Raw genomic sequence first — 12,414 nt, forward strand, 5'->3', positions numbered from 1 at the left:
CGACTTCCCAGTGACATTCCCAGTGAGATTTCTGGAAACTAAAGGGCATGAAAATTCATGCCCTCAAAAAATTAAACAGTTTCTTTTTCGACTTCTGGTGCTTGGCTTTGCTCGACACACCGTATTGCGTGCAACTTTTGAAGTCGGTCAACAATCACAAACGATGTCTGCTTTCCTCTGCTGCCACCCACAAAGGCAGCAATGAGAGACTGTGAACAAGGGACAAGCTCAGCCAATTGCGCTTGCGTTAGCCCAGTGGCGAGAAGTTCTTCAACGGTCTTTTTGGTATCCATAAATCTGATTATCACGTATGTGTTTGAATCAGTCAACACCAACGTGATTAAACTTTCTATTACATTCGTGATATGGATACATTAGCAAAACGTTTAACTTGGGCTCGCTCTGAAAAGAGCATGTCGCAAGAGTCATTGGCAAAGGCCGCCGAAGTTTCTCAATCAACCATTGGAAATCTTGAGGCCGGGATTCGCAATTCCGCTCGAAGAATCGCAGCTATAGCGGCAGTTCTCGACGTAAATCCGTTATGGCTATCAGATGGGGTAGGTCCAATCAAGCCAACGAACACAGGCGGCGGTGCGGTTGATCGCCCTATCAACGCTATCGACGTAAATCACTCGCGGTTTCGCCAGGTGCCAGTTGTTGGCCGTGCTATGGGTGGAATGCCTGATCGAGCTTGGGGCGATGGGGATTATCCTGCCGGCGATTCAGATTGTTATGCTGAGATTGCATCCCAAGATCCGAATGCTTTTATTGTTCCGATTGAAGGTGAGTCAATGTCCCCGCGCTTTAATCCGGGCGAATTTGCTTTGGTAGAGCCTAATACGGCTCCGGAATTGGAAGATGATGTGCTTGTGAAGCTGGGCGACGGAAGAATAATGATAAAAAGATTGCTCTCGCAGCGCGGAGCAATTCGGCTCGGAAGCTATAACAGCAATGAGATTATCTCGGCCCCGCCGGAAACTATCGTATGGATGTATTACGTTGCGCATCCTGTACCAGCTCGAAAAATTAAACAACGAACTTAAATATACCGTTACGGCGTTTGGAAGACCCACATGAAAAACAATGAATATATTTGCGGTGTAGGCGGATGGTTGACGTTATTAATTATCATTTTCATGGTGCTAAGCCCGCTATTAGGATTCGGTAGCTTGTATGGCATGATCAAGGATGTTGAGAGCCTCTATTCGGGTCAGCTACTTGATTCTAAATGGGCGAGCTTTAAACAAGAAACGTGGATAATTTATGCGATAAGCGCCTCGGTAAGCTTTGCTGCTGGATACCGTTTGCTGAAGATTCATAAGTCAGAATCTGTCCGATTCGCAATTATTGCAAACTGGCTTGTGGGCCCAATTGCTAATGTTGCGTATGTGATTTCAGGCGCACTGCTTTTAAACTTGAGAGTGACCGATCAAATACATGCCTCTATCGGCTCGATTGCCGGGTCGTGCATCGTTGCATCTTTATGGACAGCATATTTGCTGCGCTCAAAGCGCGTTAAGAATACCTACCATCAGCATTAGCCATAAACTTTAGTTAGCAAATACAACCGCTTCGGCGGTTTTTTTTCGTCCAAATTTCAAACTAAATATCACGATCAAAATAATTATCACAAATGTGTTTGACTTCTTTAAACACATACGTGATAATCAAATTGTCGGAACAGGAACAGTTTCAAAACGACGGAGAAGGCGTGCATGGCGCTCGACTCGAAAGCCGGTTACGTCACCTGGCCGATTGACCGCCGGTAGCGGTCATCGAATTTAACCAAACAGGAGATGCAATGAACGTCGAACTCAATCAAGAACGCAGTTTCACCGTCCGCGCTGGCGCAAATATCTTGCACGGCTTATTCCATGGCGGCGAGTGGGAAGGTCTTACCAAGTACGAAAACGCACAAGGCCAAAGCCTGATTATGGACGGCACCGCGATTGTGAAGGGTTCGCCGGATCTGATGCATTACCTCCGCAATGGCGCTGCGCAACCGGGCTTTGTGGTCGTTCCAGAAACTACCCTGCCAAGCGGTCAAGTTGTTCCGGCTTTTCAAGTTGCGCAACACGTGGCCTCAAAAGGTGACGGCGGCGCGGTATCCATCAGCGCAACCGGCAAGCCTTGGACAAGTATCAATTTCGCCGATGCGAAACAGGCATGCGCCGATGCTGGCTATTCAATGATTACTGAAACCCAATGGCTTGCCATCGCATGGAATGCATCGCAAGTCGCGGCCAACTGGACAGGCGGCAAAGTCGGAGAAGGATCGATGCGCCAAGGTATCCGTTTCGGCGGCGGTGCCAAGCCTGGTGATTACGAACCAACCAATGAAGAAGAACGCCGTTGGTTGCTTTTGTCGAACGGTTCCCTTATCTGCGATTTCAACGGCAATGTCTTCCAGTGGATTTTCGATGACGTGCAAGGTGCCGCCGATGGCCTGATCGCCAAACGCATCGAAGCCGATTCTATTTCCCTGACTACTGCCCCCTACCCGTCAGAACAGAAGGGTATGGGCTATCGCCCTGACGGCTCACGCGATTGGTCCGGCTATGCGCTCATTCGGGGCGGTTACTGGTACTCAGACGTCAATGTGGGCGCGTTCCTTCTCAGCGACGTTTCGCCCGGCTACGAGTACGACGACGTCGGCTTCCGCTGCACCAAGTCGCTCGGGTAACTGGCTCCGGGTTCCCGGTCTCGGGCGCTGCAGCGCAGCGTCCTTTCTGAACAGAACGAAAGGTAATCATGACTACAAACATTCAACTTTTGAAGCGCGCCGTCGTTCTGTTTCCCCGCGCCGATTATACAAACCCAGCAAGTGTGCGCCACGCGCGTCGGGCATGGCTTCGCAGCATCGTGCTGCTACGTGGCCGCGCCGAGTCGAAGTGGATTCTTGACCACCCAATCACCAGGCAGACATGAAAGCAATTTTTTACTGGACACGTCACCGCATGAAAAGCGGCGACACATTTAAAACAGCAATCCGTAGCGCAGTACGCGCGGCAATCCCAAGCAAGAGGAAAAAATGAGCGAATCCACAGCAATAGCAACACGTCAGGACTTCAACGGCTCCGAAAGCAAATTCGCGGTGCAAGAAACCGCATCCACTATGGCCGCTGCTCAAGGCAAGGCAATGGTCGAAGCGCGCTATGTCATGGCAATGCGCCAGCCCCGCAATTGGGATCAGGTGCGATTGGACATACTCACCGAGTGCAAGCGCCCAACGTTTGCCGATAACAAGAGCGTTTACTACATCAAGCCAATCGGGCAAGGCGTAGAAGGCTTAGGGATTCGCTTCGTCGAGTCAGCCCTGCGCCACATGAAAAACGTGCTGATCGAGCCAGTCATGCTGTTTGAAGATGACACAAAAGAAATTCAGCGCGTGACCGTCACTGATCTGGAATCGAACATTACTTACTCTACCGATGTGCGCGTGTCGAAGACCGTAGAACGCAGCAAGCCTATGGATGATGGCAGCTTCATATCGATGCGTAAAAACAGCTACAACAAGGCTGTCTATACCGTCCCGGCGAATGACGATGATCTTTTAAACAAGCGCGGCGCACTGATTTCCAAGGCCATGCGGACACTCGGCTTGCGCATCATCCCTGGCGATATTCAAGACGAAGCCATCGACATTATCAAAAAGATTCGCATGGACGACGCTGCCGCCGATCCAGCCGCCGAGCGCAAACGCATCGTTGACGCCTTCGGTGAAATCGGCGTCAAGGCGACAGATTTGACCACCTATCTCGGACATTCGCTTGACACCTGTTCACCAGCAGAACTGGTCAGCCTTCGTGGTGTGTACAGCGCCATACGTGACGGTGAAGCGACCTGGGCAACGGTCATGGAAAACAAGGCTGAGCAGGAAAGTAGCGACAAAAAGCCGACTGACAAAAAGACCCTGCCTACCTGTACCGATGAAAGTTTCGAAGCCAAATCACCAGGCTGGCGGAAAACGATTCTCGACAAGAAAAAAACCGTCGCCGAATTGGTCGCCACCATTCAAACCAAAGAACTGCTGACAGAAGCACAAAAGCTGACCATCGATTCCTGGTCGCACGAAAACGATTAATCCGCCAATTCCAAAGGAGAGCGATTTGAAATCCGTACACAAAATTACCCATAACCTGGTTCAAGGCTCACCCGAGTGGCAAGAATTCCGCCTAACTCATTTCGGTGCGAGCGAAGCGGCCGCAATGCTGGGCTTGTCCAAGAAGGTCAAGCGCAATGAACTGCTGCACATGAAACACACCGGCAACGCCAAAGAATTTAGCGAATGGGTACAAACCAACATTCTTGATCATGGTCATGTCGTAGAAGCCCAGGCGCGCCCACTGGTTGAGTCAATGATTGGCGAAGACCTGTACCCGGTGACCTGCTCGCTCGGCCTGCTGTCCGCATCTTGTGACGGCCTCACCATGTCCGACGAAATCGCTTTCGAGCATAAGCAATGGAATACTGCTCACGCTGCATTGGTGGCTGCCGGCGAGCTTCCGGAAGAACACATGCCGCAATGTCAGCAGATCATGCTTGTGACCGGCGCCGAGAAAGTCGTGTTCGTCATGTCGGACGGAACTGCAGATAGCTTTGTCAGCATGGAAGTTCTGCCTGATCAAGCATGGTTTGACCGCATCGTAGCGGGCTGGAAGCAATTCGAAATTGACCTGGCTGATTATGTACCAGCGGAAGTCGTTTTCGCGCCAGTTGCAACGCCTACTCTTGGCCTCCCTGCCCTTACCATCCATGTGGAAGGCTCCATTGCGCTGAAGTCCAACCTGACATTGTTCGGCGAGAAGCTGCAGGCTTTCGTCGAAAACATCGACAAAGAACCTACGGATGACCAGGGCTTTGCTGACGCAGAAAACGCCGTCAAGACCTTGCAAAAGGCCGAGGATGCGCTTTCTGCAGCAGAGGACAGTGCGCTGGCACAGACTGCCAGCATTGACGAGATGCGCCGAATGGTCGAGATGTACCGCAATCTGGCGCGCGACACTCGCCTGGCGATGGAAAAGGTCGTCAAGTCACAGAAAGAGAAAGTCCGGGCAGCCATCTTGCAAGGCGGCAAAGACAAATTTGCAGACCATGTGACCAGCCTCAACAAGCGTATTGGCTGGGATTACATGCCATTTATCGCAGCAGATTTTGCCGGTGCCATGAAAGGCAAGAAAACTATCGCCAGCTTGCGCGATGCCGTCGACACCGAACTGGCACGGGTAAAAATCGAAGCCAATGCCATCGCCGACAAAATCCAGATCAACATCGCCACCCTGCAGACCGAGGGAGAAAACCACAAGTTTCTGTTCGCCGATGTTGCGCAGATCGTCCTGAAGGATAAAGACGACCTGCTGGCATTGGTCAAGATGCGCATTGCCGCACATGACGCGGCCGAGGAACAGCGCAAGGCTACAGAGCGTGAAAAAATCCGCGTGGAAGAAGAAGCCAAAGCAACCGCGAAAGCACAAGCCGAAATGCGCGCAGCCACGGCTGCACACTCAATTACGGCGGCTGCTACTGAAGCCGTGATCAGCAAACCTTCAGGCGCCCGCAGCGCCAAGGCTATGCCAGTTGGCCACATTGCAGATCGTGTAAGCGATCAGCAGATCATCGACGCAATTGCCGAAATGTTCAACATGACCAAAGCAGAAGCAATTAAACGCATCGCCAATATCGACCTGGTCGCTGCACATCAAAGCCTTGCTGCAGTAGCAGCCTAATTCAACCCCGATAAACAAGGACATCATGAATACCGAAACCAAACATCAAGAAATTCCTGTCACGCCCGTTGAGTCGTCGCAGATTGCCGCAATTGGATATGACGCAGGTACCAGCACCCTGGCGATCCAGTTCCCGGCAAAGACCGGTGCCGGCAGCGTTTACCACTACGCGAATTTCGAAGCCGAACGCTATGCCGACTTCCTGGCGGCTGAATCGAAGGGCTCATTCTTCGGCAAGTACATCAAGCCGTTCAAAGATCGCTATCCGTACAAAAAAGTTTCCTGATTCCCGAGGCCTCCCCGGAGCCGTAGCGTTGCGATAGCGGCGCTAATCCGGGACGAATTCAAAGACAAACTAACGAGGAATGCAAATGAATGCACCAGACCAGATGAAGATCGACGGCTTACCGGAAGCTGAAGAAAACACGCACATGATCGTGCGGATTAGCGCCGTTGCAGTAAAGCTGGTGCATCCGTTCGCAGCACAAAATGACATTCGCTTCTACCTGAATGGGATCAACGTACGCCCGCTGGATGATGGCTCGGTCATGATCGTAGCCACAAACGGCCATCGCTACATCGTCGTGCGTGACCCAAACGGCTACGCTGAGAAAGAAATAATCGTGTCGATCAGCAAGGACGCACTTAAACACACTTCCAGCGCCAAGCACACCCTAGACGTCATGTCGAACGGTAACGCAATGATTTCGGGTGATGTTGCTCAACCGCTTTTCATCCAGCCAGGTAACTCCATCATCGAGGGCGATTTCCCGCGCATTGAACGAGTGGCCAGTACAGTCGGCTACCGCGAGGGAATATCTGGCGCCGTGAATCCGCGATACCTCAATGACGCGCTTGCGATTGGGAAGACATTCGGGGAATCGATTCGCTTCTTTACCCGCGATAACGACAGCCCACTTACTTTCGTGTTGGGCGGCCTTGGAGATCTCGAGTGTTTCGGCGGCATCATGAAACTGAATGATAGCTTCGATGCATTGCCGAACTGGTTCCCTTTGCCAAAGCCAATCGAATCACTCTCGGATATTTGAGGCCAGCATGAAGCGCGATAACTTTACCCTGCCCCTGGGCTTGCCCGATGAAATGATCGTTGATAATTTCGCGGGCGGCGGCGGAGCCAGTAAGGCAATTTTGATGGCTTTGGGACGTGAACCCGACATAGCGATAAACCACGACGGCGAAGCCTTGTGCATGCATGCGGCCAACCACCCCACAACCAGGCACTACCAAGAAGATGTATTTCTGGTTCATCCAGGCTTTGTTACCAATCAACAGCCGATAGGCTTGGCGTGGTTTTCCCCGACCTGCACCCATTTTTCTCGCGCCAAGGGTGACAACATCTTGAACCAGAAGCTGCGAGGCCTGGCATGGGTGACGCTCAAATGGGCAGCATTTCAGGCGCCGCGCTGCATCTTCCTTGAGAACGTTGAGGAGTTTCAAGGGTGGTGTCCGCTGGATGCCAAGGGTAAGCCTATCAAGAATCTGAAAGGCCGCACCTTCAATGCATTTGTAAAAGCACTTTCTACCGGCCTGGATAAAGAACATCCCGACTTAGCAGAGATTCATGAAACATTGGGCGGCGATTTCCCTATCGATCGCTTGTATCGCGGCCTTGGGTACAAGGTCGAATGGAAGGTCATACGCGCCTGTGATTTTGGCGCGCCTACCATTCGGAAGCGTCTGTTTATGATTATGCGTCGGGATGGGCTGCCTATTGTCTGGCCTGAGCCTACACACGGCGATCCGGAATCGTTGGCAGTCAAAAACGGCAAGCTCCTGCCGTGGAAAACCGCAGCCGATTGCATCGACTGGTCAATCAAATGTCCGTCGATTCTGTTCGACCGCAAACGCCCACTAAAGCCAAAGACACTGCAGCGCATTGGCCGCGGCTTCGAGCGGTACGTGAAAGACGCGGAATCTCCATTTATAGCGCCTGTATCAATTGATGGAGTATTGAGAGCCGACCACATCACCAAATTCAATACCGGCAGCATAGGCCACGATATGCGCGTCCCTATGGCCACGGCAACGTCCGGCGGCGGTGCTGCCCGCCCAGCCGGTGCGCCGCACGGCCTTGGTGTGGTTTCAGCGTCGCTTGTCCAGTACTACAGTGGCGGCAGCCAAAACCGCTCAATGGACGACCCGATGCCGCCAGCAGTCACGCATGACCGTATTGCGGTGACTTGCGCGCACCTGGTAGGTATCGATAACCAAAGCGCCGGTACCGGCGCAGCATGGAGCGCAAGCAAGCCTATAAACACAATAGTTACTGAAAATCGACACGCGTTGGTTACTTCGCACTGTGTAAAGCTGCGAAACCATCAGTTCGGCCAATCGATGTTGGAGCCAGTGGGGACGCTCACCGCTGGCGGCGGACACGTTGGAGAGGTGCGCACGACGCTATCCGCATCGAGCAATACAGAAGCGCGTCGACAAGCCGTCCGTGAGTTTCTTTGGGAATACTGCCCAAGCCTGGCAGGTGTAGAGCGTCCTGAGCTGGTAATGATCAATGGTGTATGGATGGAAGTCGTAGACATCGGCTTACGCATGCTGATTCCGCGTGAGCTGGCAAACGCTCAAGGCTTTCCACCGGATTACATTCTCGATCCGGAATACACCTACACGGACAAAAAAGGGAAGGCGAAAACAAAGCGGCTCCCAGGGTATGCCCAGGTGCGCATGATTGGGAACAGTGTTTCACCCCCACCCGCCCGAGCCTTGATCGAGGCCAACTTTAAACACGAACAACAAATTGCGAGGGTCGCATGACCACCATACAGACCGACCAGGCAGTACCAGCAACCCCAAAAACAGAGGCGTGGCTGATCGAACGCTACGACGCAAACGATAAGTTGGTGCGCAGTGTAGTACTTGCGCCTCTGACAGACGACGTATTCCTAGATGAGTCCAGCGAAGCGATTGCATTGTGCCGCGTCGAAGATGCCGCCCCTCAACAGGCGGTAGCCGCCAGTAGTGAGCCGGTGAAGCTGACCGACTGGGATCGCATATCAAAAGCTGCTGCAACTGCATGTAATGAGTACGGGCAATGGATGCCTGAACGCTGGATTCAATTGTTTGTCGCCGCTTACAACAAGGAATAAACATGAATTTTATCGAAGCAATGAAAATCGCAGAAGGCGTGCTTGCCAAGTACAAAATCGATCAATTGAAATGGTGGAAGCGCTTGGACGGCACGCCAATGCTGAATGATCTGGCAGTGCGTTTTTCAGAGGCTTTTATGGAGGCCGCAACGGAAAAGAAAAATGCCGCTCAGCGCTGCAAGGTAGGAAGTATTTGCACCCCTGAAACATGCACTTGCGCGCTTATTGACGATGAGCCGAACGTGTCTGTATCCACCAATCAGCCAGTACAAGCCAAGGCGCTGACGGATGAGCAGATCAAGGATGCAATACTGCGCCTCGATGACTGCGAAGTAATTGACGGTAATGGCGTGACTCAAGAGGCGATCGCTATCGTGCGCGCCCTGCTCGCCTCGCAACCATCGGCGCAGCCAATTGAGCAAACCGGGGACGGGTGCACCCATGCCGGAATGTTCGCAACGGATAACGAAACGGGCTTTGTTACTTGTGTTGGATGCGGTGAATTAGCGCCCATCGATAAACCATCGGCACCGGCTGATGTGGCGGCAGTGCGTGATGCAGAGCGCTATCTGAAACTGCGCACTTGGTGCGTGGCAAATGAAGTGCCAATCTCTGTATGCAACGCGCGAACAGCAGATCAACTTGATAATGCAATAGATTCCGAGTCTGCCGCCCCTACCGCGCAACCGCAAGCCGATGGGGTGAAGGCATGAGCGACGAATACTACCTTCAAGACAGTCGCAGCTATGTTGGCAACGACGTTCTGTTTTGGGCAAAGGATGGCAAGGGTTACACGTCAGACGTGAGCAAGGCTCATATCTACACCAAGGCCGAGGCAGTGGCGCGCCACCAGATGCGAGAAACAGACATTCCGTGGCCTAAGTCATACATCGACGCAAAGACGCGACCAGCCGTTGACATGCAGTACATACGACGCGCTGAGGCATTGGTCGGTACCGGGATCACCTTAATCAAACCCAAAAAACCAAAGGTAGACGTTATCAAGTGTGAAGGTTGCGGACGCATTATGCGCGACGGAGCGCAATACCTTGGCAATTGCACGCACTGCGGACAGGACAACAGACCATGACAGACATCAAGACAGTGCTGAAGCCTTGCCCATTTTGCGCTGGCAATCCTAAGCATATTAGAAACTCTCTTGATGAGCGTTATGGTTATGCGGTTAGCGTAACCTACGAATGCCAATCTTGCGGAGTAGCTAAAAGTGCGATTGGTGACACCACAAAGCCTGGCTACGCAGACAACTCAACTGTTGAGCAGAGAGCTATGGCTGCTTGGAACACTCGCACCGCCCCGGTAGACGCGCAGGACGCTGTTGATGCGAAGCTACTGCAGCAGGCACGTGATGCGCTGCATGGGATGCTGAACAAGCGTGGATATGGTTGCGGCGATGGCAGTGATCACCAGGTAGAACAGCACAACACGGCTGCAAACAACAAGGCAACCGAAGCCATAGCCGCCATCGATGCCGCCCTGCAAGCAAGCCAAACCTCTGAGAATCAGGATGCAGTAAAGGAGTAAATATGGGACAGACTGAAAAGCTACCGGAACGGGTCAGCACAAAAAAGGCGGCGGAAATTCTCGGCATACCCGAACATCTCATGTGCCGCCTCGACCCAGACTGCCACCGCATCAAACGGTTTAAGCTCACGCGGAAAACACACGTGTACGATCTCAATTCACTTTATCAGTACCTAGAATCATGCCAATCGAAACCATTACAAAGTCCGGCCGCAAGCGTTACCGCTGGACGTTCAACCGTATCATCGAGGGCAGCGGCCGCATTCGGCAAACGAAGCTCCTCCCTGCTGGAACTACTGCAGCCGAGGCCGACGCGTTAGGACGGAAGTGGGAGTCCGAGATTTATGCGATTGCCACCGGTACCCGCAAGGCAGTGGTCACCATTGGCGAGTGTGTGCGCAAGCACGTGGCCGATGTTAATGCTGAGTGGAAGGATCGAGAAAAGCGTGTCCGGATACTGGAAAAATGGCGCTCTGAATATGATGATCAGGATGCCACTGATTTGCACGAATGGTCTAAATCCTTCGTCGGGTACCTGCGAGCCAACAAAGCCAGGAGCGGTTTAAACAAGCGCCCTCTGACTGATGGCTCCATCCGCAATATTCTGGCCTACATACGCGCTGCGATCAAATACGCCTATAAGGTCGGACTGATTGAAGAAGACCACACCGGACGCATGACCATCCCGCCGGTGAGCAATGAGCGCACACACTACCCTCAACGCAAGGAAATGCTACGCATTGCCAGGAAGTGCCGAGATAGGCAGGTTCGCGCCGCAATCCGGATCGCCTTCTATTCCGGCATGCGCCGTGAGGAAATACTGATCGCCAAAGCCACGAAGAAAGGCTATGTGCTTGACGCGAAGCAGACCAAGAACGGCAAGCCGCGCATTGTTCCAATTCATCGGAAAATTGCTGTGCTGGCCAGGCGAATCAGATTTACCATTGATGGCGACAGATTTTCAGGTGAGTGGGAGCGCGCCCGAGCGTTGGCCGGTTACCCTGAGACACGCTTTCACGATCTGAGGCACGGAGCGGCATCGGAAATGCTGAATTCCGGCGTTCCTTTAGTGGTGGTTGGTAGCGTCCTCGGCCACCTTTCTATGGTATCAACTAAGCGCTACAGCCACCTTTTGACTGACCAGTTAGAGGAAGCCGTGAGCAAGATCGGAACACGACAAAAATAGCCGTCTAAGTGTGTGCATTTTTCTGCCAACCAGATGCATGACACTGTTGTTATTCACAGTATTCACGTTATCGTAAGTCATTGATTTTGCTATGCAGCCCCGCCAAATAACTGTGCGAATAAACAGCTTAACCGGACTTTTAATCCGTTGGTCGCAGGTTCGAATCCCGCACGGCCTACCACGAATTACAGTAGCAAAATCAAGGACTTCCTTCGGGAGGTCCTTTTTTTATGTCCGAAAATAAGGTGTAAGTGCGACGGTAGTGGTAATTTTAGTGGTAACTCATTGTTGGTTCAGATGACACTCCACTGCGCTTCATTGCGCATATCTAAAATTATCTAAACACTTATTGCGCACCTCGGCATTTAAGAAAATTTTCCAGTCGCTTCACTTCTCCACAAACACATCCATTTGTTTGCTACCAGGAGAATGAAAATGAAGCAGCACGTAACCACACCTACCTTAGTCAGTCCGTCGGCTCACCGACATCCCCACTCCCATTCGCGCTTCGCAATTGCCGGCGCATGCGCTAGCACCTTCATCATGGAGGTGACAGCATGAGCATCGAAAAACGCGGAGACCGCTGGCTCGCACGCATTCTCGTCGATGGACAACGTGCATCCTGTACGTTCAGTACGAAACGTGAAGCCAAGGCTTGGGAAGTAAAAGAAAAATTTGAAATAGAAGAAGCCGGCCGTCCAAAAGGTGATGGCCCGGTAATCCCCCCGGAAAAGAAGTGAATTTGAAAGTAGAATTTTCTCCAATCGAAATTGAGGAAGTTTTACATGAAGAAGTCGCGTTTTTCGGAAAGCCAGATTATTGCCATCCTTAAGCAAGCAGA

Annotated in this window: 15 protein-coding genes; 14 read left to right on the forward strand and 1 reads right to left on the reverse strand. The window is 52.2% G+C overall.

All coding sequences use genetic code 11. The features are described 5' to 3' along the window. Positions 1-71: 71 nt before the first annotated feature. Positions 72-293, reverse strand: coding sequence for a hypothetical protein (locus IXC47_RS09085; protein WP_195875382.1), 222 nt, complete (start codon positions 291-293; stop codon positions 72-74). A 72-nt stretch (positions 294-365) separates the two neighbouring features. Between IXC47_RS09085 and IXC47_RS09090 the strand changes: the two genes are divergently transcribed. From IXC47_RS09090 to IXC47_RS09155, 14 genes are all read left to right on the forward strand, one after another. Continuing rightward, positions 366-1,043, forward strand: coding sequence for an XRE family transcriptional regulator (locus IXC47_RS09090; protein WP_195875383.1), 678 nt, complete (start codon positions 366-368; stop codon positions 1,041-1,043). A gap of 30 nt (positions 1,044-1,073) precedes the next feature. Further along, positions 1,074-1,541: a DUF2569 family protein gene (locus tag IXC47_RS09095; RefSeq protein ID WP_195875384.1), complete on the forward strand. Its 468-nt coding sequence runs from the start codon at positions 1,074-1,076 to the stop codon at positions 1,539-1,541. Between the two features lie 260 nt (positions 1,542-1,801). Then, on the forward strand, positions 1,802-2,683 hold the full coding sequence (locus tag IXC47_RS09100; RefSeq protein ID WP_230089473.1) for an SUMF1/EgtB/PvdO family nonheme iron enzyme: 882 nt from the start codon (positions 1,802-1,804) through the stop codon (positions 2,681-2,683). Between the two features lie 348 nt (positions 2,684-3,031). Beyond that, the gene (locus IXC47_RS09105; RefSeq protein WP_195875385.1) at positions 3,032-4,084 is read left to right on the forward strand and encodes a hypothetical protein; all 1,053 of its coding nucleotides are present in this window, start codon (positions 3,032-3,034) and stop codon (positions 4,082-4,084) included. Positions 4,085-4,109: 25 nt separating this feature from the next. Beyond that, the gene (locus IXC47_RS09110) at positions 4,110-5,726 is read left to right on the forward strand and encodes a YqaJ viral recombinase family protein (protein WP_230089474.1); all 1,617 of its coding nucleotides are present in this window, start codon (positions 4,110-4,112) and stop codon (positions 5,724-5,726) included. 25 nt (positions 5,727-5,751) lie between these two features. Beyond that, on the forward strand, positions 5,752-6,012 hold the full coding sequence (locus tag IXC47_RS09115; protein ID WP_195875386.1) for a KTSC domain-containing protein: 261 nt from the start codon (positions 5,752-5,754) through the stop codon (positions 6,010-6,012). Between the two features lie 85 nt (positions 6,013-6,097). Then, on the forward strand, positions 6,098-6,775 hold the full coding sequence (locus IXC47_RS09120; RefSeq protein WP_195875387.1) for a hypothetical protein: 678 nt from the start codon (positions 6,098-6,100) through the stop codon (positions 6,773-6,775). A 7-nt stretch (positions 6,776-6,782) separates the two neighbouring features. After that, positions 6,783-8,513: a DNA cytosine methyltransferase gene (locus IXC47_RS09125; RefSeq protein WP_195875388.1), complete on the forward strand. Its 1,731-nt coding sequence runs from the start codon at positions 6,783-6,785 to the stop codon at positions 8,511-8,513. Beyond that, a complete protein-coding gene (locus IXC47_RS09130; protein WP_195875389.1) occupies positions 8,510-8,845 on the forward strand; it encodes a hypothetical protein in 336 nt (111 codons plus the stop codon). The genes IXC47_RS09125 and IXC47_RS09130 overlap by 4 nt, the downstream gene beginning before the upstream one ends. 2 nt (positions 8,846-8,847) lie before the next feature. Further along, a complete protein-coding gene (locus tag IXC47_RS09135) occupies positions 8,848-9,558 on the forward strand; it encodes a hypothetical protein (protein ID WP_195875390.1) in 711 nt (236 codons plus the stop codon). After that, positions 9,555-9,935, forward strand: a complete 381-nt coding sequence (locus tag IXC47_RS09140; RefSeq protein WP_195875391.1) for a hypothetical protein — start codon at positions 9,555-9,557, stop codon at positions 9,933-9,935. Before IXC47_RS09135 ends, IXC47_RS09140 begins: the two co-directional genes overlap by 4 nt. After that, positions 9,932-10,387: a Lar family restriction alleviation protein gene (locus tag IXC47_RS09145; protein ID WP_195875392.1), complete on the forward strand. Its 456-nt coding sequence runs from the start codon at positions 9,932-9,934 to the stop codon at positions 10,385-10,387. The genes IXC47_RS09140 and IXC47_RS09145 overlap by 4 nt, the downstream gene beginning before the upstream one ends. A gap of 181 nt (positions 10,388-10,568) precedes the next feature. Further along, on the forward strand, positions 10,569-11,573 hold the full coding sequence (locus tag IXC47_RS09150; RefSeq protein WP_195875393.1) for a tyrosine-type recombinase/integrase: 1,005 nt from the start codon (positions 10,569-10,571) through the stop codon (positions 11,571-11,573). A gap of 557 nt (positions 11,574-12,130) precedes the next feature. Continuing rightward, the gene (locus IXC47_RS09155) at positions 12,131-12,313 is read left to right on the forward strand and encodes a hypothetical protein (RefSeq protein WP_195875394.1); all 183 of its coding nucleotides are present in this window, start codon (positions 12,131-12,133) and stop codon (positions 12,311-12,313) included. The last annotated feature ends 101 nt before the right edge of the window (positions 12,314-12,414 follow it).

Origin of the sequence: Herminiimonas contaminans (assembly GCF_015645465.1) — a bacterium.
In the GTDB taxonomy this organism is placed as follows: Bacteria; Pseudomonadota; Gammaproteobacteria; order Burkholderiales; family Burkholderiaceae_D; genus Oxalicibacterium; species Oxalicibacterium contaminans.

Excerpts from the sequence above, each read along its gene's own strand:
- IXC47_RS09085 (WP_195875382.1), bottom strand. The coding sequence starts at position 293 with ATGGATACCAAAAAGACCGTTGAAGAACTTCTCGCCACTGGGCTAACG.
- IXC47_RS09090 (WP_195875383.1), top strand. The coding sequence starts at position 366 with ATGGATACATTAGCAAAACGTTTAACTTGGGCTCGCTCTGAAAAGAGC.
- IXC47_RS09095 (WP_195875384.1), top strand. The coding sequence starts at position 1,074 with ATGAAAAACAATGAATATATTTGCGGTGTAGGCGGATGGTTGACGTTA.
- IXC47_RS09100 (WP_230089473.1), top strand. The coding sequence starts at position 1,802 with ATGAACGTCGAACTCAATCAAGAACGCAGTTTCACCGTCCGCGCTGGC.
- IXC47_RS09105 (WP_195875385.1), top strand. The coding sequence starts at position 3,032 with ATGAGCGAATCCACAGCAATAGCAACACGTCAGGACTTCAACGGCTCC.
- IXC47_RS09115 (WP_195875386.1), top strand. The coding sequence starts at position 5,752 with ATGAATACCGAAACCAAACATCAAGAAATTCCTGTCACGCCCGTTGAG.
- IXC47_RS09120 (WP_195875387.1), top strand. The coding sequence starts at position 6,098 with ATGAATGCACCAGACCAGATGAAGATCGACGGCTTACCGGAAGCTGAA.
- IXC47_RS09125 (WP_195875388.1), top strand. The coding sequence starts at position 6,783 with ATGAAGCGCGATAACTTTACCCTGCCCCTGGGCTTGCCCGATGAAATG.
- IXC47_RS09130 (WP_195875389.1), top strand. The coding sequence starts at position 8,510 with ATGACCACCATACAGACCGACCAGGCAGTACCAGCAACCCCAAAAACA.
- IXC47_RS09135 (WP_195875390.1), top strand. The coding sequence starts at position 8,848 with ATGAATTTTATCGAAGCAATGAAAATCGCAGAAGGCGTGCTTGCCAAG.
- IXC47_RS09140 (WP_195875391.1), top strand. The coding sequence starts at position 9,555 with ATGAGCGACGAATACTACCTTCAAGACAGTCGCAGCTATGTTGGCAAC.
- IXC47_RS09145 (WP_195875392.1), top strand. The coding sequence starts at position 9,932 with ATGACAGACATCAAGACAGTGCTGAAGCCTTGCCCATTTTGCGCTGGC.
- IXC47_RS09150 (WP_195875393.1), top strand. The coding sequence starts at position 10,569 with ATGCCAATCGAAACCATTACAAAGTCCGGCCGCAAGCGTTACCGCTGG.
- IXC47_RS09155 (WP_195875394.1), top strand. The coding sequence starts at position 12,131 with ATGAGCATCGAAAAACGCGGAGACCGCTGGCTCGCACGCATTCTCGTC.